This is a genomic window from Streptomyces sp. NBC_00162 (assembly GCF_024611995.1).
Taxonomy (GTDB): Bacteria; Actinomycetota; Actinomycetes; order Streptomycetales; family Streptomycetaceae; genus Streptomyces.
The window spans coordinates 92,183-113,479 of the sequence record NZ_CP102510.1; the positions used below are offsets into that span (position 1 = coordinate 92,183).

Sequence of the window (21,297 nt, forward strand, 5' to 3'; positions counted from 1 at the left end):
CGAACTACTCGGCCCAGGGAAGCGGAATCTTCTTGTCCTCGTTGCCCGGCATGCTGGCCTTGCCGCCGACCGCCATGGCGACGAGCGCCTGGGTGTCACCGACCGCGGTGAGCTGACGTACGGCGCCGCCGGGGATCGCCAGGGCCTCGCCGGCCTTGACCTGCCCGTCCTCGCCGTCGATGGTCACCTTGAACGCGCCCGAGAGCGGCATCCAGATCTGCTCGCGGTCGATGATGTGGACCGGGGTCGCCGAGTCCGCGCCGAGCTCCACGCGCCAGGTGCTGACCTCGGTGCTGCCCTGGCTGGGGGCGGCGAGGCCGAACATCGCACCCGAAGGGGTACGGGTAGTCCGCTGCTCGCTCTCGCTGACCACGTTCATTGCGACCTCCTGTGTAAAGAAGCTTTACTTCGCTTGCTCCACGAGTAAAGCTGCTTTAGTCGTAGGTGTCAAACGGCAAAGAGAACCGCGCCGAGACTGTTCCCACAGGTAACCGAGAACCGCTGGAGTCCGGCTGGAGCAAGGGAGGGATCGTGGGAGTAAAGCGTCTTTCCAGGGTGTGGCAGCATGGCCGGATGGAGTCCACAGCAGAGACAGGAAGCAACGGGGCGGTAGCAGGCCAGGCCGGAGACCCGCTGGCCAGAGCCGAGCTGACCTATCTGCTCGGCATGTCCTTCCAGCTGGTCCTGTCCGAATTCGTATCCCGGCTCGACTCGGCCGGGTACGACGACCTGCGTCCGATGCACGGACTTGTGTTTCAGGCGCTTTACGGGGACGGCGCCACCAGCAGCGAGCTGGCGGAGCAGCTCGGCGTCACCAAGCAGGCGGCCGGCCAGATCGTCGACGACCTGGCGGCGCGCGGCTACGTGGAGCGGCGCCCCCACCCGGCGGGCGGGCGGCGCAAACTCGTCGTACTGACCGACCGGGCGCTGGAGCACCTCGCGGTCGCCGGACGCGTCATGTTCGAGATGGAGAGCGAGCTGGACGAGCGCCTCGGAGCCCAGAACCGCCGCGTCCCCCGCGCCGAACTCGCCGCCCTGATCAGAGCCATGACGAAGGGCGACCTGCCCCCGCTGCGCCCGCTGTGGTGAACGGCGCTTGGCCGACAGGGCCTCGACGGCTGCGGACCTCGGCCTCCGCGGTGTGGGGCGCGGTGACGACGGAGTAGTCCGGGATGCTGCGGATGGCGAGGGTGACGCCGCTGTTGATCCGGACGTGGCGACCGATGGCGACGCCGGGGCCGAGGCTGATGCTGTTGCCGGTCTGGGTGCCGTCGCCGATGAGGGCGCCGAACTGGGGCGTCCCGCATCGGTAGATGCCGTCGTGGGTGCGGATGATGACCTCGCGGTCCGGGGCGCGCATGTCATCGCTCATGTTGATGGCGGCCACCGTCACGCCCGCCGAAAGGTGGGCGTCTGCGCCGACGACGGTGCGGTTGATGCCGATGCGGTGGCCGAGGACCGCACCTTCGCCGATGAAGGCGGCGGTGACCTCGCAGTTGAAACCGACCGAGGCCCCGGCGCACAGGATGCTGCCTTTACGGATGGCGGAGAACTCGTAGACCTTGGCACCGGGGCCGACGATGACGTCGTCCCCGATGATCGCCTGCGGGTGGATGAACGCGGTCGGGTGGATGCGGCCGGCTTCGCCGAGAGCATCGAGGGCCTGTCGGTGGAGCTCGGGCCACCGGGCGAGGAAGTCGGCGAGTTCGTACGTGTCCAGGCTTCCGTACGCGGTTGCGCCGAGCGGCCCGGTGGTGGGGGCGGTGACGTAGTCGCCGAGCACGAGCGATGCCATCGGGGTGGCCTTTCGTGTGGCCGGGGTCAGGGTTGGGCGGCGGTACGCTCGCCGTTCACCTGGTGCCGGAGAAATGTGGTGGGTTGTGAGACGAGCGCGGGTGGGCGTTGCCGTGCTGACCATGGGCGACCGGATGCCCGAGCTGCGGGCCCTGCTGGAGTCGGTGGCCAAGCAGGACGAGCCCGCGGCCCGGATCGTGGTCGTCGGCAACGGCTGCGCGCTTCCCGGACTGCCGGATGGCGTGACCGGGGTCGAGTTGGAGGAGAACCTGGGAGTGTCCGGGGGCCGCAACGTCGCCTGGCGCAAGCTGCGGGAGTTCGGGGACGTCGACGTTCTGGTGGACCTGGACGACGACGGCCTCCTGGTCGATGCCGACGTGATCCGCCGGATCGCCGACCTGTACGCGGCCGACTCCCGGCTCGGCATCGTCAGTTTCCGGATCGCCGACGAGAGCGGCGAGACCCAGCGCCGCCACGTTCCCCGCCTGAGGGCCAAGGACCCGATGAAGCGGGGTCTGGTGACGACGTTCCTCGGCGGTGGGCACGCCCTGTCCATGCCGATGCTGGAGCAGACGGGCGCCTGGCCGGACGCCTTCTTCTTCACACATGAGGAGACCGACCTGGCGTGGCGGGCCCTGGACGCCGGCTGGGACATCCTGTACGAACCGGCGCTCGTGCTCCAGCACCCCAAGACCTCCCCGGCCCGTCACGCCGTCTACTTCCGGATGACCGCCCGCAACCGGGTCTGGCTCGCCAAGCGCCACCTGCCCGCCCCCCTCGTACCCGTCTACCTCGGTGTGTGGACGCTGCTGACGGTCGCGCGCACCCGATCGGCGGCGGGGTTGCGGCCCTGGTTCGCCGGGTTCGCCGAGGGTGTGCGCACCAGCGGCGGCCCCCGGCGTGCGATGCGGTGGCGGACCGTCGTACGAATGGCGCGGCTGGGCCGACCGCCGGTCATTTAGGGGATGTCGGGCGGACAGGACCTAGGCGGGCGCGGACTCCGACAACCAGCCGGGCGCGGCCTGCGGGGTGTCCTGGAGCCACTGGACGTAGCGGGCCACCCCGTCGGTGATGCTCACCTTCGGCTTCCATCCCAGGACGTTCTCCATGCGCCGGACGGAGGCGTACCCGCCCAGTCTCGTGAAGGGCTTGCTCAATCTGCTGATTCGAGCGGTGTTGGTCTCGGTGAATGGCCTTGGCGTAGAAGCGGAACAGCACGGCGATGCTGTGGCCGGCACGGCGGGCGACCTCGGCCGGGGAGAAGCCGGACTCCAGCCGGAGTGAGACGCCAGCGGCCCGGAGGCCGTACAGCACCTCTGCAAGAGGAGTTTTGAACTCGTGCGGGGTGAGGACGATGCGGCGAGCGGCCTTCCAGAGGTCGCCGTACTCCTTGCTGAGCAGGCTGCCGCCGCGGGCCGCAGGGAAGAGTCGGCCGTCCTCGGCCGTGCCGAACTCCGCGATGTGGTTGCGGATCAGACGGACCAGGACCGGCGGTATCGGTACCTCGAGGGTGGCCTTCCGGGCACGCTTCTTGAGGCCCCGGGAGTCGTAGGACTCCCCCGAGTCGGTTCAGCCGGAGCCCACGCGCGGGGAGCTGGACGACAGGGCGGCTTGGCCCCACCCTTGCCCGAGTTGCCGGCCAGCGTAAGGCCCCTTGAAAATGTCCGACCCCAACCCGAACAGGACACCGGCCAAAGCCGCTCCGGCCGACCGCGTGGTCACCTGACCGGATCAGGTGCCAACTCCTAAAGAAAGGGCGGTGGTTTACGCGAGCAGGCCCCGGCGCGGGAGGGGTGCGCCGGGGCCGGGGGAGAGGCCAGAGTCAGGCATTGACCTCGGCGGGAGCTGAGACCGGAGGGCGGACACCGGTCAGTTCCTCGGCTCGGTCGAGGAGGTGGGGCGCCAGCTCGGGGTAGAAGCCGCGGGCGACGGCCTGGAGGAGTTCAGCGATCGCTGCCAGCTCGCCGATACGCCCGGCCGGGGTGCTGAGGACCTGGGCGAAGTCGGCCCGGATGCGCTCGGCGACAGTCGGCACGAGGAGGCTGTGCGCGTGGAGGAGTCCGGGGTCGTAGCCGACGGGGACGCGGCCCCAGCGTTCCCAGTCCAGGAAGGTCAGGGGCTGGCCGGTGATGTTGCCCCAGTGGAGGTCGCCGTGGCCGGTGACGCGTTCGATCTTCGTGGGGGCGGGGATGCCGAGGAACTGGGGGAAGGCCCGCTCGATCCAGGTGTCCCGGACGGTTTCCTTGGTCCCCTCGACCTGCGTCAGGCGGTCGAGCGAACGCCCCAGCAGGCCCCACCACGGCTCCGGAAGAGCGGGGTCCCTGACCAGGTCAGCGCGAGTGGGTGAGACCACCGGGTGCGGCACGCGGTCCAGGACCTCGGACTGAAACGACCACTCGCCGTCCACCCAGTCGTGGACGCCGTGCAGCGCCGGACGCGGCACATCGCGGGGCACGAGGAGGGACGCGCCCACGGGTCCTTGTCCTGGCGTGCGCCCCGCGTTCTTCAAGTGGCCGCGGCTGACCCGAAGCCAGTAGTCGCCCGTGCCGCGCCCCAGGGTGAATCCGGCAAAGCCCCACACCGGCGAGCCCGTACATGTGAGGCCCAGGGCTTTGGCCGCCCGCTCGTGCGCGGTCTCCATGAGTGCTCGGATGTCCTCATCCGGTGGCGAGTTCATCGGTCACTCTCCTGAGGTGTTCGGGGTCGAGGGGCGAAGCGAGTGCCTTCACCGCATCGTCCCAGTGATCACGATTCGTGGTGGAGGTCAGAACGAAGTCCAGGGCGGGGCAGGACGCGGCGGCCAGGACTCCAGCGGTGCCGGCCGACAGCCCGGGGCGGATCAGATCCACCAGTTCGGGTGTCATCGCATCCAGCAGTTCGCCGCCGTGCAGGGGGGCGGAGCCGAACGTGATCAGCCCGTCGTCCTTCGCCTGCACCAGCGGACCGCCCCCGTTCAGGGCCTGCGTGATCGGGGCATCATCGATCAGGCCGACGGGCATCTGTACCGCGATCAGGTGGTGATCGGGGGACCCTGCGGCCTCCCGGGCTAGCGCCAGCAGCTCAGGCACACTGAACGCCCCTTCCCGCAGGCCCGACCAGGTGGCCACTCCGTAGCCGGGGATCTGCCCCTCGTGCACCTGCTCCTCCAGGACGGTGAACGCCTCGCGGAGCCGCCAGTGCATCGCCGACCGGTCCACTCCGCGACCAGCCCGTTCCGGGTTGTGTACGAACATCAGGTCCACCTGGCCGAGGAGAGCAAGCGCTTCTTCCACCTGATAGCCGACGAACGAGGGGTCGAGGCAGTGGCCGGCGGAGGCGTCGTATTCGGTGAGCAGGCCCCGGCTGAGGGCGGCTCGCCCCTGGCTTCGGGTGAAGAAGCCCGTCTTGGTGGCGACGAGCGGAGGGCTGGGGGCTTCCCGCAGGACCCTGCCGAGGTCATGGAGGGCCTGGCCGTCGGCGTAGTTCGGGGCAGTGTCGATCCACGGGGTCCCGGCCTGCACCGCCATGCGCGCTGCTTCCACCACGTCTCGGACCCTGTAGGTGCCAAGGGCCAGGGACGCGGTCACAGCCCCGTCCCCACGACAGCGAGGGCCTGGCCCTCGATGAGGACCCAGACTAGGTCGGCCACGTCCTTGACCCCCAGGCCCGCAGTTGAGGCAAGGTCCCCCAGCGTCGTCGGCTGGCCGAGCAACAGCGTGCGAAGGACCGGCCCGGCGGACTCCGCGAAGTCCCAGGCTGTCCCGGCCGCCGAGAACGTGACCGTGCTGTGCCCGTCGTTCACCGTCACACGTGCCCGTGGGGCGGTGAGCCGTACGGTGATCTCCGGCATGGCGGGGAGCCCGTCAACGTAGGGCAGCGACGGGACGGGATGCCCGAGGTCGGTCGTGTCGCCGGACTCCGCCCAGTGCTCGATCACCCGGGGATCGGCCAGGAAGTCGAGTACTTCGCGGCGTACGGCGGCCAGGAAGTCCGACTGTTCCGGCAGCGTGGCGAAGCGGGGGATGTCCGTGCGCAGAGGCAGGCTGGCCCGGAGCTGGTCCACGACCCAGAGCATGAGGTCGGCGCCGGTGTGCGGGACCATCCCGAAGGTCAGGTGGAGGGATTCAGTGCGTTGGTCCGCGGTGACCGCGTGCCACCAGCCGCGCGGCAGGTAGAGCACGTCACCGGCCGCGAGCACGATGTCCGCCACGGGGTCGCCCTCCGGCTGCTCAGGCGATTCGACGTCTCGGAAAGTAGGGGCCTGGCGTGTGGCCCCGTACAGGCGCCACCGCTTGGAGCCGTGCAGTTGCACCACCACGACATCGTGGTCGTCCCAGTGGAGGCCGAAGCCCTCTCGCTCGGTCCACGATGCGTACACGTTCGCCTGCACGGAGGTGCCCAGGAAGCGTTCCAGCCCCTCGGCCGCCTCCCGTACGGTGGGGTGGATCTTCTCGGCCGCGTCCAGGACCAGCGAGGCGCCGTCCTTGAGCTGGGTGTGCAGCTCGGCCGGCTGAATGCGGGACCAGGTCACCGCGCGACGGTTGGTCGTGGGGACCGCGTACCGGTGCAGCGGGACCATCTCGCCGTCGGCGGACAGACGGAGCCGGGGCGGCTCGAGACGCTGCGTGGCGATGATGTGGTTGAGGTCGTCCCAGGTGAACAGGCCCGCCACCTCGGCGGCGCCAGGGAAGTGCGCGTAGGAGCGGTGGTACGTCTGGGCGAGGAACGTGTCCCCGCCCAGACGCCCCGCCCACGAGGCTGCATCAAGCATCGTGGGCGGCCCCGTCAGTCGTTGCCGTCGGAACGGCCGCTACTGACGTCGGACTCCTGCTCGGCGCGGGTCCGCGCGGCGACGATCTTCCGCTTCGCGACGAGCAGGCCACCCCCCTCGGGGGTCACGGAACTGATGTTCTCTTCCACCATCGAACTTCCCTCTCTAACTTGGGGAACTCCCACCGGAAATTCGGTGGGAAGACTGGGGTCGAGCAGGTGAGCCGATCAGCTACGACGTGGCGATGACGCCCAAGGCGTACAGAGCCACCGAGCCGAAGACCATCGCCAGGTACAGAGGGCCGGCGAACCGGCCGACCCGGCGGAGCACCCACCTGCCTAAGAGGCCCTAACAGAAGCTGTTGATCATGTGACTTTCGGTTCGGATGGTCGTTGGTCTGGCCGTGGGGAAACGTCAGTCGCGGCCATGGATCGTGTCGGATGAACTGTGGTCGCTCATCGAGCCGTTGCTGCCTGCGCCGGCGCCGAAACAGGTGGAGGGACGCCCTCGGGTGCCGGACCGGCAGGCCCTCTGCGGGATCCTGTTCGTACTGCATACCGGGATCCAGTGGGAGTACCTGCCGCAGGAGCTGGGCTTCGGATCAGGCATGACCTGCTGGCGGCGCCTGGCCGCATGGAACGACGCCGGCGTCTGGGACCAACTGCACCTGGTGCTGCTGAAGAAGCTGCGGATCGCGAAGAAGCTGGACTGGTCGAGGGCGGTGATCGACTCCTCCCACGTCCGGGCCGCTCGACGGGGCCCAAAAGCGGGCCCAGCCCGGTCGACCGCGCACGTCCGGGCAGCAAGCACCACCTCATCGTCGACGGCCAGGGCATCCCGCTCGCCGTCTCGCTGACCGGCGGGAACCGCAACGACGTCACCCAGCTGATACCCCTGCTGAAGAAGATCCCATCGGTCGCCGGCCTGGTCGGACGGCCACGCAACCGACCCGACACCCTGCTCGGTGACCGCGGCTACGACCACGACAAATACCGCCGTCTCGTCTGGGCGCTGGGCGTCAAACCGGTGATCGCCCGCCGAGGTGTCCCGCACGGCTCCGGCCTCGGCGTCTACCGGTGGGTCGTGGAACGGACCATCGCTTGGCTCCACGGCTTCCGCCGGCTACGAATCCGGTGGGAACGACGCGACGACATCCACGAGGCCTTCCTCGGCCTCGCCACCTGCCTCATCACCCACCGCCACGTCCAACGCCTTTGTTAGGACCTCTAAGACCGTGTCCTACATGGCTCGTTGACCGTTGTGGTGGGCATGGGGAGTGGACGGTGGGGATGGATCGTTCCGGATGGACTGTGGGAGATAGTGCGGCCGTTGTTGCCGCCGGCACGGGTCCGGCCGCAAGGTGGCGGGATCGCGAACATCGATGATGAGGCGGTCTTCGCCGCCATCATCTACGTGCTGGTCAGCGGGTGCGCCTGGCGGGCCCTGCCTCCGTGCTTCGGGGCGTCGAAGTCGACTGTGCACCGCCGGTTTGTCATCTGGTCGCGGGCCGGGGTCTGGGGCCGGCTTCACCAGAAGGTCCTCCAGCTCCTGGACGAACAGGGCCTGGTCGACCTCTCCCGTTCGGTACTCGACTCCGCACACGTCCGCGCTAAAAAGGGGGCGAACTCACAGGTCCGAGTCCCGTGGACCGGGGCAAGTCAGGTTCCAAGATGCACGTCCTGTCGGACGCGGATGGACTGCCCCTACGCGTCGGACTCTCCGCGGCGAACACCCACGACAGCCTCGGGCTGAAGCCGATGCTGTCTCATTTCCACATGGGACACGAATCCCACGCAGCCGATTCCAAGCCGACACGACTCCACGCGGACAAGGCCTACGACATCCCCCACCTGCGGCGATGGCTCTGGGGCAAGCGGATCGGGGTCCGCATCGCCCGCAAGGGCATCGAGTCCAGCGAACGATTGGGTCGCCGCCGGTGGGTGATCGAGCGGACGATGTCCTGGCTTACCGGCTACCGCCGGCTCAACCACCGCTATGAGCGGAACCCCGGCAACTACCTGGCCTTTCTCGGCCTGGCCGCAGCCATCTGCTGCTACAAACGCTTCCTCAACCTCACCATGTAGGACACGGTCTAAGCCGTGCACTACGCCGCCCCCGGCTCGGTCTCCGCGGGACGCTGGGCGCGGGCCGACACGGGCGAGGAGCCGAGGCAGCGGGGGCACTCACACGGCGGGTAGCGGCCCGGGTCCGAGAGGATGACGTACGGATCACCCGACTGGACACGGGTCGTCTGAGACCACGTACGGCCGGCGTCTCGGGAGACGCGAAGCGTCATGAGGAGGCGAGGCTCCGCAGCTAGGTCGAGAGGCCGAGAGAGCCGTTCGTGAACGTGTCCCCCAGCGCCGTTCTGCGTTGCCATACCCGCACCCTTCCGCTGCGTCATGCCCGGTCTGTTCGCGACAACTCCCAGGAAAGCGCCGGAAGTCGGCGGACTCCACGGCATACATGCCGCATTCTTGGAGCAGATCCGTGCACGGGTGCCGCAGGCTTCGAAGTCGCGGGAAGGGGTCGTCATGGGGCTAGCCGAACGGCGCAAGACCCTGGGCTACAGTCAGGAGAAATTGGCCGGGTTACTCGGCGTGGACCGCACGACGGTCGGGCGCTGGGAGAGCGGCAGGATCGAACCGCAGCCACCCCAGCGGCGAGGCTTGGCCATCGCCCTCGAAGTCAGCCTCCAAGAGCTTGACGCCCTCCTGACAGAGCTACGAGCCGCAGGGCAGGAGGCCACAGGGCAGCAGTCCAGTGACCACCCGAGCGCGGGAGACCCCGACGAAATGATCCGCCGCGAATTCCTCCGCATCCTCACGGTCAGCGGGGCCCTGACGGCCCTACCGGTCGGCGAGGCCGAGGCCCTCACCGATGGGGTGCTGAGGGGGATGCCCGCCGACTTCGAGCGGATGAACAGCCACCTGTGGCAGGTCTACCAACTGGCGCGTTCGAAAGGCTCGGTCTACCCCGTCATCCGTGACCAGCTGACGACCCTGAACGAAGCACTGGCCGCCAGCCGAGGCAGCTCCCGCCCCCTCCTGAGCGCAGCGGCCGACCTCTTCCAGATGGCCGGCGAAGTCGCCTTCGACGGGAACCGGTACACCGACGCCGCAGCCTCGTACTCGCTCGCGGCCTCGGTCAGCAAGGACGCGGGCGCGTACGACCTGTGGGCCTGCGCCCTCGTACGCCACGCCTACGTGGACATGTCCGAGCAGCGCTACCGCCAGGCGGCGCAGATGCTGGGTGCGGCCGAACGGCTGGCCGGTCGAGGGGACAACGACCTTTCGACGCGGCATTGGGTCGCGTCGGTCCAAGCGGAGGCGTACGCCGGCCTTGGGGACCTCACAGCGTGCGAACGCGCGCTGGACCAGGCCGAGAAGGTCAGGGACCTCACCGCGGAGAGCACGAACGGCGGATGGCTCCGCTTCGACGGCACCCGCTTGGCCGAGGAACGCGGAGCACGGTACGTGCAGCTCGGCCGCTTGGACCTGGCGGAGGCGACGTTGAAGGCCGCATTGGCCCAGACGGCCCTTGCCTCGGGGCAGTCGTATAGGCGCCGGGGCGCAGTGCTGACCAGCCTGGCCGCCATCGGAGCGAAGCGGCGTGATCCCGACCAGGTTCTTGCGTACGGGCGGGAGGCCGTCAGCCTGGCCCGAGCCTCAGCATCCGGGTACGTCGCCCGTAGACTCCAAGCCCTGTGCGACGAGTTCGGTCCCTTGAGCCGCGACCACCGCGTAGCGGAGCTGGGGGCGGAGATCGCCACGCTGAGCACGCCGTGACGAGAGGGGTAGGCATGTCGCAGACCGAAGGTGCACGACTGTTCCGGGAGACCTGGATCGCGGGAGTGCACCAGCACTTCCCCGGGGAGCCGAAGGCCGGCTACGTCACCCCGTGGGAAGACACCCCGCAGTGGGAGCGCGAGGCCGCAGGCTCGGTCTACGACCAGGTCCGGCAGTTCATCGAGATCAGCGGTGGCCACACGTCGAGGTTGTCCCGCGAGCAGAAGGGCCGGTTCGTCGCGACGTGCTGGACGGCACAGATGTTCAAGCACTTCGAGGAGCCGAAGCCGGGCTACGTGGCGGACTGGCCTGACCTGCCGTCCTGGCAGCAGGAGACCGACGCCGACATCTTCGAGGCCATCGAGAAGGCGTGCAGCTGATCATCGCTAGATGTGGGTGGGGGAAGAGCACCCGCTAATTGACCTACGCGCGCACGCCCCCGAGTCTGATGTGGACCGGGGGTGTGCTTTCTGTGTATGCCGCAGTTGCCAGAGTGTCAGAATGGAATTTCTGTTTCCAGTTCCAGCAATCGTTGAGCCTCGGATTGCATTCCGGCGTCGTTGAGCATGCGAGAGAAATCCGCATGCTTGCCCTTGGGTACCGCTGCCAGTAGATATTCCAGCGTCGTGTGCGATTCGATTCCCGGAATCTGCTCTGTTTTCAGGCAGTCGATCAACCTCAAGAGTCGATGCGGTCCACCCTGTGATCCTGCATGTAGGATGAGCTCTCGATCCCCGAGAAAGGCTTCAGGGATAGCCCCGGCAGTCGCCAATGTTATTCTGGGCCATGCGTGCAGCCCGATATCCTCTGCGAGTTTATCGGCGTCGTCCTTCAGTGTGGCCGCGCGCAGCGCTCGCAGGACGTCGGCCAGATCTGGCCTGGTGCCCCCTAGCCAGTCGCCTTTGCCGAGAATGGCGTCAACGAAATTATGCGCGTACCAGAAGCTCAGATCCCCTTCGGCCCGGCGAAGTGCGACCAGAAGCTTGGGTATCTCGGAGGGGTGCTGAGTCAGCAGGCAGGTCTGGAAGTATCGGTTGCCGATATTTTCGGGACCGTCCTCGGCGATCGATTCGAGGATTTTCACTATCTGGCCGGGTGGTGCATGGGCGGCCAAGTTGAGGAAACCTTGGTAATCAATATGTGCGTGGCCGAGTGCAACAACGACAGCTGGCAGCCATGTTTCTAGGGGTTGGCCTGCCCCCTGTCTTGCGAGATTTGCAATATCGTCCATGCCGGCGTTGATGAGAGGCGGGATTAGTGCCTCTAGATCAGACGGGTCGCCGGTCTTCTGATCCTGGGATTCCTGGGGGCCCGTCTCGTGTGGCGGTTCAACGGCATGCCGATTTTTGGGCGCAGTGGGGTGTGCTGCCTTTTCTTGCCAAACTTGCTCGTCGGTATCTTCAGGCGGAAGTGGAGCACCGATCGAATGCGCGTAGTCGGCGCATGCTCGAACCAGAGCCAGCACCTGGACCATTTTCAGACCACTAGTTCCGGCGAACTTATCCTGGATAGAGGCCCGGCTCATCCTTCGGCCTTGGCGATCGGTGAGCTTCTCCAGGTCTCGCAGCGAGGGGTTTCCAGCCCGAACACGCAAGCGACCCAGCTGTTTCGCCAGCGAGTCATCAGCCATCGCCCCGCCCCGTCTCATGGTTCGTTGCCGCCGCCTGTCCAGAGTCGTCCAGCATCGGCCACAACTGTCCAGCTCAGTTCCGTTCAGACTAGGGCGCGGTGAGCCGACTGTCCGGAGTTCAGCAGGAACGTCCGAGGCACTGGTGGACAGCTCCGACGCACAGCTTCCCTTGGAGCGTGTCCCCATCAACGGACGCGTTGTCAGACGGTGAGAGGAGCATGGAACCAGTGGATGTGACCATCACGCTCTGGGTTCTGGCCGGCTCGGGCGTGGCGAGCGTTGCATTGTTCGCTGCCAAGGGCCTGCTTGATCAACTACCTGGAGTCTTCGACTCTTGGCGTGCTGCGCAACGCGCGTGGCGAGGAGACCCGCCACCAGCACCAGAGCTTCACTCCTGCCAAGGTGCCTGCGCGCTGGATCACCCAGACACTCGCCCCGTCTGAGCACCTGTCTAGAGGTATCTGATGCGCTAGTGGACCAGGTGTGGACCGCCAGCGGCGGTCGCTGGAGTGGCAGCAGACCTACCTGCGCTGATCGGTCTCCGGATGGGAACCGATCACCAGAGCGTCGCCCGGTGGCGGAATCAGAACGCACGAAAGCGCCCCCTCCCGCCCGAAGGGGGGAAGGGGCGGCCGTGTTCCGTGTCAGGCGCGGGTGCCGGTGCGGGGCCAGAGGCGTTCGCCGCGTTCGTAGAGGAGTTCGGCGGGGACGCCTCGGGTGCGGCAGCGGTCCAGGAGGAGGTTCGTCTGGCGGATCTGCTCGGACTGCGGGTCGTAGCTGGAGCCGGTCAGGTGGCGCAGCCACGGTTCCAGGCCCAGGGCGTAGACGAAGACCTCGGCCGCGCCGAAGCGCTTGACCAGGCGTTCCGCCATGTCCGCGTCGCAGCCCTTGAGCCGGCGCGCCTGGTCGTGTGCGCGGTCCTGGGCGCCTTCCATCAGCGGGCCGTACAGCCACGACATCGGAGCGCCCACGCACTCCAGCCCGATGAAGACCGTGTCCACGTCCCCGGTGCTCTCCTGCACCCGGCGGTACAGGTCCGGGTCGATGTCCACCGCGTCGGTCGCGAACAGCACCCGCCGTCCGCCGATCTCCACCAGCGGGACCGCCTTGGAGCGGATGTCGAGGTCTCCGTGCTCGCCCAGGAACGGCAGCATCGTGACCTCGGCGTCCTCGCCGATCCGCGCCGACTCCATCTCCCCCAGCTCCACCACCGAGGTGAAGCCCAGCGCCCGGAGAAGGAGTTTCGGGCTCGGGTCCTCCAGGGAACCGCCGCCGCCCCGGGGTACGACGACCGTGTCCACCCGGTGCCGCAGCTGGAGCAGCGCCTCCACCGACACGTGGTCGCAGTGCAGGTGGCTCAGGACCACCGCGTCCAGCCGCTCGGGCAGGTCGGCCAGTGTGAGGTGGCGGTGACCGTCGTCGGCGTAGCCGGGCAGCGGGTCCAGCAGTACGGCTGTGGAGTCCGTTTCCAGGAGGACTGTGGCGTGGTTGAGGTAGCGCATGCGCACCGCGTCCGGCGGCGCGGCCTCGTACGGGGCCGGGGCGGTCTCGGTGAACAGGTCCGCGAAGGCGGCCGTGCTCGCGTCCGACGCCTCGTCCCCGAGCAGCAGTTCGGCCAGGCCCGCGACATCGGCCGCGGTACGGCGCGACGCGTACAGCTGGTCCAGGCGGGGGTCGGCGAACGGGATGCGCAGGTCCAGCCGCTCCCGCGTGCGCAGGATCGGGCTGCCGAAGGTGAAGGGCTGCTCCAGGTCCGTGCGCGGGGCCAGGGAGATCTCCTGGCCCTTGGCCAGCTCCGCCGCGAACGCCCGGTGGACCAGCGGCTCGAAGAAGCGCAGCCGCGGCCGGTTGCCGGTGTCGTAGACCAGCTCGACCAGCCCGCGCAGGCTTTGCGGCACCTGGGCGTACAGCGACTCCATCGGCTTGCCGTCGGCCTGCTCGGCGAGCATCCGCTGGGCTTCCTTGATGTCCTCGGCCAGCCGAAGCAGGGGGGCGGCGGCCTCCTCGGTGGCGGCCAGCAGCTCCTCGACGTCCTCGGGGGCGCCGCCGTACGGGGCGAGGAACGGGCCGCCGTACCGGGCCGGGTTGCTCAGCGCGGACGCGTGCACCTGCGGCGAGCGCAGGTAGCTGCGCAGCTGGGGCAGGTAGCGCTCGCGCAGGTTGAGCGCGGCGGTGTGCGGCGGCACCAGGTGGCACCAGGCGTACCAGCGGTGCAGCAGGGGCTGCGGGACGACGGACGGGTTCAGGTAACCCTTGGCAGTACGTCGTCCGTTGAAGACCGAGGCCGCCGAGGCCGCTGAGGTCAAGGCGCACCCCCGGGCTGCGCGACGGTCTGTGCGGCGGGGAGCTGGTCGGCTTCCGGCGCGTCCGCGTCCGCGTCCTCGGCCGGGGCCGCCGCGAGTGCGGCGCGCGCGGACAGCAGCGCCGGGCCGCACAGCGCCAGCGCCAGGAAGATGCCCCCGCCGGCGATCACGAAGACCAGCCGGGGGTTGCCGTCGGGGCTCAGCAGGCTGCCGGCCAGGTAGCCGGCCGTGCTGCCGAAGAAGGCGGCGGAGGACAGCGTGCCGCCCACCCGGCCCAGCACCTCGGCGGGCACGGCCTTCTGCAGCAGGGTCTCCTCGCCGACGTTGGCCACGCCGTTGCCCAGTCCCGCGATCAGCTGCATGGCGATCGCCGCGAACAGCACCGGAGCGGCGGCCGTCAGCAGCAGGCCGAGCCCGGTGAAGAACCAGCCCGCGAGCAGCACCCACACCGGCGAGCGGCTCTCGGCGGCGCGGACCAGCCACAGCGAGGCGGCGACCATGGCGACGCCGAAGGACGCGGACAGCACGCCGAATCCGGTCTCACCCGTGTTCAGCGAGTGCTCGGCGAGGAAGACCAGCGCCAGGTTGTCCAGCGAGCCGAAGAACAGGCCGAGCAGGAGCAGCAGCACGATGGCGCGGGCCACCCGGTGGTGGCGTACGAACTTCAGCCCCTCGACGGTGTCGCCCAGCAGGGTGCGGCGCTCGCCGGTGCGCAGCGGCTCCAGCGCCGGGATGCGCGTCAGCAGCAGGGCGGAGACCAGGAAGGTGCCCGCGTTGATGGCGAGCGCGCCGTAGGCGCTGCCCCAGGCGGAGAACACGCCGCCGAGCACCGGGCCGAGCGCGGCCTGCAGGTTGAAGGCGGTGCCCATCCACGCGTTGGCGGGCATCAGGTCCGCCTCGTCGACCAGGCGCGGCACCACCGTACGGCCGGCCGCGGAGAACACGGTGGAGGCCGCGGCGGCCACCGCGACCAGCGGCACCAGCACCACGAGGCCCGGGCGGGCCAGCACGATGACTCCGAACACCGCGGCCTGCACCAGCTCGGCGGCGATCAGCAGGCGTCGTACGCCCATCCGGTCCGCGAGCGCCCCGGCGAGTGGTCCGAAGAACCGCGGTACGGACTCGGCCAGGAGGATCAGCGACACGGCGGTGCCGGCGTGCTCGCCGCGGCTGACCAGCAGGACGAGGGCCACCATGGCGGCGCCGTCGCCGATCAGCGAGACGGCGCGCGCCAGCCAGAACCGGCGGAAGAGCCGGTGGCGTCGGATCAGATTCGGTTCTGCGGCCAAGGCCTTGGGTCCTTTCAAGGGGAAAGTGTCCGCCCGCGGATCGGGGTCAGACCACGGCCCGGCCGTGGTCGCCACGCCGGGAACCGGCGCTGCGCCGCAGATCGGCGGTGAGGTTGATGCGCTTGAGCCAGCGGTCGGTGCCGTCGTAGCGGGCCGCGAACGGACGGCGCCCGTGCACCGCGCGCTTGTTGTCGATGACGAAGAGGTCGCCGTTGCCGATCGTCACGTCGGTGAGCTTCGCCTCGATCGCGGCGAGCAGCGCGTCCTGCGCCTCGGCGGCCTGCGGGTCCAGCGGGTTGGAGTGCATGAACGGCGGGTCGACGCGCAGCCACGGAGCGGCGGGGTCGCCGTCCAGCAGTGCGATCGGCTCGGGCCGGTTCACCATCGTGTCGATGCGCCGGAACTGTTCGCCCTCGGTCGCCTCGGTGGCGTCGGCGGCCCCGGTGGCCTGGTTGAAGCTCTTGGTGTGCGACTGGTCCGGCAGGATCGCGAAGCGCTTCTCGAACAGGACCGCGCGGTGCTCCTCGGCGAGTTCGATGTCCTCCATGGCGGCGAAGGTCGTGGCCACCGCGTCGTGGTTGCGCAGGCCCATCAGGATCATCCAGTCCGCGCGGTGCGGGTGGAAGGCGTCCTCGGTGTGCCAGTCCAGCATGGCCGCGGAGCCGGAGCCGAGCTGGTCGAACTCGTGCCCGGCGACCGGGAAGAGGTCGAGGATCAGCCGTCCGCGCTGCTGGCTGCTGAAGGAGAAGGGCTCGCCGAGGAGGGAGCCGACCAGCCGCAGCACGGCGTCCGCGTGGCGCAGTTCGGGGCGGTCGGGGCGCTCCTGGTAGCTCGCGGGGGTGGGCCCCAGCGCGTTCTCGTCGATGAGCAGCCCGCCGATCAGGAATCCCGCGTGCGGAACCCCGGACAGACGGAAGTCGGTCATCACCCGGCGCAGCGAGCGCGGCAGCTCGTGGGCCATCAGGGCGGCGAGCTGAAGGGACCGCCGGGGGTCCAGGCCGGCCGCGTCCCGCGCGTACTCGTGGGCGAGCGCGGCCACCCGGTGACGTTCGTCGGGCAGGAGTTCGATGCGCGGGACCCCCGGTCCCGGCTGTGACACCGCGGCAGATGCCGCGGCGGGCGGTGCGATGGTCTGCATGGTGGCTCCTCAAGAGACGCGAGGTTGCCGCAGCCTCTCAGGGCCCACTCGAATTGCACTCGAAACCGCCGCACCCGCCGCCCGGGCCGCACCGCACTACACCATGCCGGAAGCTCCGGCACCCACTCTGGCCTCGATCTCTATCGGCCTTCAAGCGACCCTGTAGTCCCAGCGGTTGTGCTCATTCCCAGAACGGCGACGGTCCCCCCGTCCGGACCGGCCACGACAGGGAAGAGGTGAGCGAAGCGTGAGTACGACGGCCACGGTGAACGCTGCCAAGCGCAGGATCTACGTATCCGCCTTCAGCCGCTCCGCCTACCTTCCCGCCGTCTGGGGCGCCCTGCGCTCTTACGCCGACACCCAGCCCGACCTCGTCGAGGCCTACACCTTCGAGCAGCCGTTCTTCCTGCCCGAGCAGGCCAAGGACCCGGTCTCGCTCATGGAGGACCCGGCGGTCTTCGCGATGTCCTGCTACCTGTGGAACTTCAACAAGAACATGGCGGCCTGCCGTGCGGTGAAGGAGCGTTTCCCCGACGCGGTCACCGTGGTCGGCGGCCCCCACGTGCCGGACAACGCGACCGAGTTCCTCTCCAGGCACCCGTACATCGACTTCGCCATCCACAAGGAGGGCGAGGCGCCCTTCTCCGAGCTGCTGCGGGCGCTGCTCCAGGACGAACCCGACTTCGCCTCGGTCCCCTCGCTCAGCTACCGGGACCGGGACGGCAAGGTCCGCCGCAATCCGCTCGGCGGGCAGCTGCCGCGCGACATCGAGGTGCCCAGCCCCTGGCTCACCGGCCTGATGGAGCCCTCCTTCGAGGCGGCCCGGGCGGCCGGCTACAAGCCGACCGTGCTGTGGGAGACCAACCGCGGCTGCCCCTACAGCTGCACCTTCTGCGACTGGGGCTCCGCGAACCAGTCGAAGATCCGCAAGTTCGACGAGGACCGGCTGCACGCCGAGATCGACTACTTCACCGAGCAGAACGTGTCGGCGATCCTGTGCGCCGACGCCAACTTCGGCATCCTGCCGCGTGACGTGGGCCTCGCCGAGCACCTCGTGCGCAACAAGCAGGAGAGCGGCTTCCCCGGCAAGTTCGTCACCAGCTACGCGAAGAACGCCAACGACCGGATCGTGCAGATCAGCTCGATGTTCGCGCTCAACGGCATGTCGAACGGCACCATCCTCGCGATGCAGAGCGGCACCGCCGACGTACTGGAGCAGGTCAAGCGCTCCAACATGCCGGCCAAGAACTACGAGAAGCTCGCCGCGGCCTTCCGCGAGCGCGGGGTCGAGGCCTACACCGAGGTCATCGTCGGCCTGCCGCACGAGACCCCCGAGAGCTTCGCCCGCGGCCTGTGCCGGATGCTCGAGATGGGCATCCACGACGACATCATGATCTACGAGTGCGTGCTGCTGCCCAACTCCGAGATGGGCAGCGCCGCCCACCGCGAGAAGTACCAGCTGGACACCATCACCCGCACCTACCTCCCGGACGACGTGGAGGAGGTCGAGGTCGTCGTCGGGCACTCCACGATGGCCCGCGAGGACTGGGTGCGCATGTACCTCTTCGGGGCCGTCCTGCAGTCCCTGCACAACCGTGGCATCACCCGCCAGCTCGCCATCTACCTGCACACCGAGGGAATCCTCGGCTACGAGGCCTTCTACCGCTCGCTGGCCGACGCCGCGCTCGCCGACACCTCCACCGTCCTCGGCAAGGCCGTCGATCGGGCCCGCGCACTGCTCTGGGAGTACATCGAGTCGCCCACCGTCCCCAACGAGGGCAAGGTGGCCTCCCAGCCGGACATGATGGAGAGCCTGGCCCGCTGGGTGCCGGACAAGGAGTCCTGGCTCATCTACGAGTGGTGCTGGGCCTACGTGCAGAACGAGCTGGACCGGTTCTACGAGGACCTGCGGGGCCACCTCGAGACCGCCGGCGTGAAGATCGACGAACGCCTCGAGGAGCTGCTGCGCTACCAGCGCGCCTCGGTGTTCACCGTCGCCGAGTCGGGCTCCAGCCGCGTCGAGCTCTTCTCGCACGACTGGACCAGCTACTTCCGTGCCCCCGCCGAGGGGCTCCACCCCGGCGTGCACGTCACGAGCTTCCAGCCCCCGGAAGCGAGGATGCGATGACGAACCGGAGCCTCGCAGCCCGCGTCCTGGACCGGGTGGCACACGACCCGGACCGCATCGCGGTCGAACTCCCCGGCTTCCCCGGACGGGCCCTGAGCTACGGCGCCCTGGCCGGCGCCGCACGGGACCTGGCGGCCGCGCTGCACCGGCGCGGCGCCCGCCCCGGCGACACGGTGGCGCTGGTCGCCGCCAGCGTGCCCGAACTGGTCGTCGCCCTGCTGGCCACCGCCGGCGCGGGACTGGTGTGCGCCCCGCTCGACGACGCGCAGCCGCCCGCCCGGGTACGCCGTGCGATGCGGGTGGCCGGCGCCGGGATCGCCCTGGTCGCCTCCCCCGAGCGGGCGCCGTACTGGCTCGCGGAACTGGGGGAGCAGGCCCTGGAGGTCGGCCCCGGACACGGCACGGACCAGCCGCCCGGATTCCCCGTACCGGTGGCCGAGGACGACGCGGCCTACCTGCTCTTCACCTCCGGATCCACCGGAGTGCCCAAGGGCGTACGGGTCGCGCACGGCCCCTTCGCCCGGCACTGCGAGGTGGCCGCCGAGGCCTACACGCTCACCCCCGGCAGCGTCACGCTCCAGTTCGCCTCGCCCGGCTTCGACGTCGCGCTCGAGGAGATCTGGCCGACCCTGCTGTCCGGCGGACGGGTCGTGCTGCGCGGTGGCGGCCTGTGGTCGCTGCCCGAGCTGCTCGCGGTCACCGCCGCCCACGGCATCACGATGTGGCAGCTGCCCACCGCCTACTGGACCCTGCTCGGAGCCGAGGCCGCCGTACGCGGCGACCTGCGCCCGCCGCCCTCGCTGACCACCGTGCTGATCGGCGGGGAGGCCGCGACCACGGCCGCCGCCCGCCGCTGGCTCGGCTCGCCGATGGGCGCGGTCCGGCTGCTCAACGCCTACGGACCCACCGAGGGCGTGGTCACCTCGACGCTGTACGAGGTGCCGCGCGCTGCCGGGGCCCTGCCGCCCGGGGAGATCCTGCCCATCGGCCACCTGCTGGCCGGACGCTCGGGCCTGGTCCTGGACGAGGAGCTGCGGCCCGTTCCACCGGGCAGCGCCGGCGAACTGTTCGTCACCGGGCCCTGCCTGGCCGACGGCTACGCCGGGGACGAGGCGGCCACCGGCCGCGCCTTCCCCACCCTGCCCGACGGACGCCGGGCCTTCCGTACCGGTGACCTCGTCACCGAGACGGCCGGCGGCGTCCTCGTCTACCACGGGCGCCGGGACCGGCAGTTGAAGATCTCCGGCGTACGCGTCGAGCCGGGCGAGGTCGAGGCCGCGCTCGCCGCCTGCACCGGTGTCACGGCAGCCGCCGTCACCGTTGCCGGCGAGGGCGACCGAAGCCGCCTGGTGGCCCACGTGGTGCTCGCCGAACCGTCCGGCGACCCGGCGCGCCGCGCCGGCGCCCTGCGCGGCGAGCTCGCCGGCCGGCTGCCCGCGGCCATGGTGCCGGCCCGGGTCGAGTTCCACGACCGGCTGCCGCGCACGGTCAACGACAAGGTCGACCATCACGCCCTGGCCGCCCCGGCCCGTACCGAGAGTGAGGAGAGCCGGTGACCACGACATCCACGCCCGCCACGCCGCCCGCGGCCACCACCGCGGCCACCCCGGTACGGGAGTTCGCGCAGACCCTGGCACAGGCGGAACTCGCCGACGCCGCCCGGGAGCTGACCGCCTTCGCGGACGCCCTGGACACCGCCACCGCCGTGCCCGAGCGGCCCGCGCCCGTCCCGGGCTGGGTCGAGGTCACCGGCGAGGGCGAGGACGCGGCCGTCTCGCTGGTGCCCGCCGGGGTCTCCCGGCTGTACGAGGAGCTGTGCCGCATCGCGGACCCCGTGCGGCTGCGCGCCGCCGTGGTGCTCCTCCTCAACCTGAGCGTCCGTCTCCAGCAGGTACCCGGCGGCGCGCAGGCCGCGGCCGCGGTGATGCAGTGCGGGGCGGAACTCGCCCCGGTGCTGGAGGCCGTCAACGGCGGCGCCCCGCCCCTGGTGGGCCGCGCCGCGCTCCAGCTCACCGTCGAAGGCGAGCAGGTGCTGCTCGCCGACGAGCAGGCGCGCTGGATCACGGCCGAGCTGGACCGGCTCCCGGCCGGCCCGCGCCGCAGGTCCGTCCTCGGACTCGCCGCGCTCGCCGAGCAGCTGGAGACCGATCCGGACGCCGTGCGGGCCGCCCAGGCCCTGCGCACCGTCGCGGCGGACGCCGCCCGCGCTCTGGAAGGGGAGATCCGGTGATCACCAGCCAGACGCTCGGGACGACGCTCTATCCCGTCAGCATCGGCGGCCACCTCGTGGAGGCCGCCGTGGAAATCGCCCGAGGAGCGGCGGCCCGGCTCAGTGCCGGGCTCGACCAGGAACGGCTGCGCGCACACGGTGACGCGGCGGCCGCCCTCCTCCGCCTCACGGCAGCGGAACAACCCGCTCCGTGACCCACAGACGCCGGACCCCGCACAAGGCGGGATCCGGAGCTCCACCAAAACAC

21 protein-coding genes are annotated in these 21,297 nt (G+C 69.8%); 11 read left to right on the forward strand and 10 right to left on the reverse strand.

The window, feature by feature from the left end; genetic code table 11:
• Window positions 1-4: 4 nt before the first annotated feature.
• On the reverse strand, window positions 5-379 hold the full coding sequence (locus tag JIW86_RS40390; protein WP_257559710.1) for a cupin domain-containing protein: 375 nt from the start codon (window positions 377-379) through the stop codon (window positions 5-7).
• 287 nt (window positions 380-666) lie between these two features.
• Between JIW86_RS40390 and JIW86_RS40395 the strand changes: the two genes are divergently transcribed.
• Window positions 667-1,089 (forward strand): MarR family winged helix-turn-helix transcriptional regulator, encoded by a 423-nt coding sequence (locus JIW86_RS40395; protein ID WP_257559880.1) that lies wholly within the window; start codon window positions 667-669, stop codon window positions 1,087-1,089.
• On the opposite strand, the gene JIW86_RS40400 is transcribed toward JIW86_RS40395, so the two are convergent.
• Window positions 1,040-1,795 carry a transferase gene (locus JIW86_RS40400; RefSeq protein WP_257559711.1) on the reverse strand — a complete coding sequence of 252 codons (756 nt, stop codon included), beginning with the start codon at window positions 1,793-1,795 and terminating at the stop codon, window positions 1,040-1,042. The genes JIW86_RS40395 and JIW86_RS40400 overlap by 50 nt on opposite strands.
• Window positions 1,796-1,868: 73 nt before the next feature.
• On the opposite strand from JIW86_RS40400, the gene JIW86_RS40405 reads away from it, so the two are divergent.
• Window positions 1,869-2,756, forward strand: a complete 888-nt coding sequence (locus JIW86_RS40405) for a glycosyltransferase family 2 protein (protein WP_257559712.1) — start codon at window positions 1,869-1,871, stop codon at window positions 2,754-2,756.
• A gap of 109 nt (window positions 2,757-2,865) precedes the next feature.
• Window positions 2,866-3,078: a hypothetical protein gene (locus JIW86_RS40410; RefSeq protein WP_257559713.1), complete on the forward strand. Its 213-nt coding sequence runs from the start codon at window positions 2,866-2,868 to the stop codon at window positions 3,076-3,078.
• A gap of 538 nt (window positions 3,079-3,616) precedes the next feature.
• Here the strand turns inward: JIW86_RS40410 and JIW86_RS40415 are convergent.
• Genes JIW86_RS40415 through JIW86_RS40430 form a run of 4 tightly spaced genes read right to left on the reverse strand, consistent with a single transcriptional unit; the run spans window position 3,617 to window position 6,696 of the window.
• Window positions 3,617-4,471, reverse strand: a complete 855-nt coding sequence (locus JIW86_RS40415) for a hypothetical protein (RefSeq protein ID WP_257559714.1) — start codon at window positions 4,469-4,471, stop codon at window positions 3,617-3,619.
• Window positions 4,452-5,360: an aldo/keto reductase gene (locus JIW86_RS40420; protein WP_322975633.1), complete on the reverse strand. Its 909-nt coding sequence runs from the start codon at window positions 5,358-5,360 to the stop codon at window positions 4,452-4,454. Before JIW86_RS40420 ends, JIW86_RS40415 begins: the two co-directional genes overlap by 20 nt.
• Complete coding sequence (locus JIW86_RS40425) at window positions 5,357-6,544, reverse strand: cupin domain-containing protein (protein ID WP_257559716.1); 1,188 nt, start codon at window positions 6,542-6,544, stop codon at window positions 5,357-5,359. The genes JIW86_RS40420 and JIW86_RS40425 overlap by 4 nt, the downstream gene beginning before the upstream one ends.
• 14 nt (window positions 6,545-6,558) lie before the next feature.
• Window positions 6,559-6,696, reverse strand: coding sequence for a hypothetical protein (locus JIW86_RS40430; protein WP_257559717.1), 138 nt, complete (start codon window positions 6,694-6,696; stop codon window positions 6,559-6,561).
• A 233-nt stretch (window positions 6,697-6,929) separates the two neighbouring features.
• Here JIW86_RS40430 and JIW86_RS40435 point away from each other — a divergent pair.
• The 4 genes from JIW86_RS40435 to JIW86_RS40450 all read left to right on the forward strand — a co-directional run bounded on the left by JIW86_RS40435 (window position 6,930) and on the right by JIW86_RS40450 (window position 10,712).
• Window positions 6,930-7,765, forward strand: a protein-coding gene (locus tag JIW86_RS40435; protein WP_416237711.1) for an IS5 family transposase whose coding sequence is annotated in 2 segments (ribosomal slippage) — window positions 6,930-7,277 and window positions 7,280-7,765 — 834 coding nt in all. Because the reading frame shifts where the segments join, the coding sequence is not laid out codon by codon here.
• A gap of 48 nt (window positions 7,766-7,813) precedes the next feature.
• Window positions 7,814-8,628 (forward strand): IS5 family transposase gene (locus JIW86_RS40440; protein WP_257552171.1). Its coding sequence is split into 2 segments (ribosomal slippage): window positions 7,814-8,156 and window positions 8,156-8,628, totalling 816 coding nucleotides; the frame shifts between segments, so codons are not numbered across the junction.
• 450 nt (window positions 8,629-9,078) lie between these two features.
• On the forward strand, window positions 9,079-10,332 hold the full coding sequence (locus JIW86_RS40445; RefSeq protein WP_257559881.1) for a helix-turn-helix domain-containing protein: 1,254 nt from the start codon (window positions 9,079-9,081) through the stop codon (window positions 10,330-10,332).
• Between the two features lie 14 nt (window positions 10,333-10,346).
• Window positions 10,347-10,712 carry a hypothetical protein gene (locus tag JIW86_RS40450; protein ID WP_257559718.1) on the forward strand — a complete coding sequence of 122 codons (366 nt, stop codon included), beginning with the start codon at window positions 10,347-10,349 and terminating at the stop codon, window positions 10,710-10,712.
• Between the two features lie 116 nt (window positions 10,713-10,828).
• Here JIW86_RS40450 and JIW86_RS40455 read toward each other — a convergent pair whose 3' ends face one another.
• From JIW86_RS40455 to gntD, 4 genes are all read right to left on the reverse strand, one after another.
• Window positions 10,829-11,962, reverse strand: coding sequence for a hypothetical protein (locus tag JIW86_RS40455; RefSeq protein WP_257559719.1), 1,134 nt, complete (start codon window positions 11,960-11,962; stop codon window positions 10,829-10,831).
• Between the two features lie 644 nt (window positions 11,963-12,606).
• On the reverse strand, window positions 12,607-14,268 hold the full coding sequence (locus JIW86_RS40460) for an MBL fold metallo-hydrolase (RefSeq protein ID WP_257559720.1): 1,662 nt from the start codon (window positions 14,266-14,268) through the stop codon (window positions 12,607-12,609).
• Window positions 14,265-15,554: an MFS transporter gene (locus JIW86_RS40465; RefSeq protein ID WP_257559721.1), complete on the reverse strand. Its 1,290-nt coding sequence runs from the start codon at window positions 15,552-15,554 to the stop codon at window positions 14,265-14,267. Before JIW86_RS40465 ends, JIW86_RS40460 begins: the two co-directional genes overlap by 4 nt.
• Before the next feature lie 46 nt (window positions 15,555-15,600).
• The gene (gene gntD / locus JIW86_RS40470) at window positions 15,601-16,692 is read right to left on the reverse strand and encodes a guanitoxin biosynthesis L-enduracididine beta-hydroxylase GntD (protein ID WP_257559722.1); all 1,092 of its coding nucleotides are present in this window, start codon (window positions 16,690-16,692) and stop codon (window positions 15,601-15,603) included.
• Window positions 16,693-16,939: 247 nt separating this feature from the next.
• On the opposite strand from gntD, the gene JIW86_RS40475 reads away from it, so the two are divergent.
• The 4 genes from JIW86_RS40475 to JIW86_RS40490 are packed head-to-tail and all read left to right on the forward strand — an operon-like array spanning window position 16,940 to window position 21,244.
• Entirely contained in the window at window positions 16,940-18,820 is a 1,881-nt protein-coding gene (locus JIW86_RS40475; RefSeq protein WP_257559723.1) for a B12-binding domain-containing radical SAM protein, read from the forward strand.
• On the forward strand, window positions 18,817-20,376 hold the full coding sequence (locus JIW86_RS40480; protein ID WP_257559724.1) for an amino acid adenylation domain-containing protein: 1,560 nt from the start codon (window positions 18,817-18,819) through the stop codon (window positions 20,374-20,376). The genes JIW86_RS40475 and JIW86_RS40480 overlap by 4 nt, the downstream gene beginning before the upstream one ends.
• Window positions 20,373-21,050 carry a hypothetical protein gene (locus JIW86_RS40485; RefSeq protein WP_257559725.1) on the forward strand — a complete coding sequence of 226 codons (678 nt, stop codon included), beginning with the start codon at window positions 20,373-20,375 and terminating at the stop codon, window positions 21,048-21,050. Before JIW86_RS40480 ends, JIW86_RS40485 begins: the two co-directional genes overlap by 4 nt.
• Window positions 21,047-21,244 carry a hypothetical protein gene (locus JIW86_RS40490; protein ID WP_257559726.1) on the forward strand — a complete coding sequence of 66 codons (198 nt, stop codon included), beginning with the start codon at window positions 21,047-21,049 and terminating at the stop codon, window positions 21,242-21,244. Before JIW86_RS40485 ends, JIW86_RS40490 begins: the two co-directional genes overlap by 4 nt.
• Window positions 21,245-21,297 lie beyond the last annotated feature (53 nt).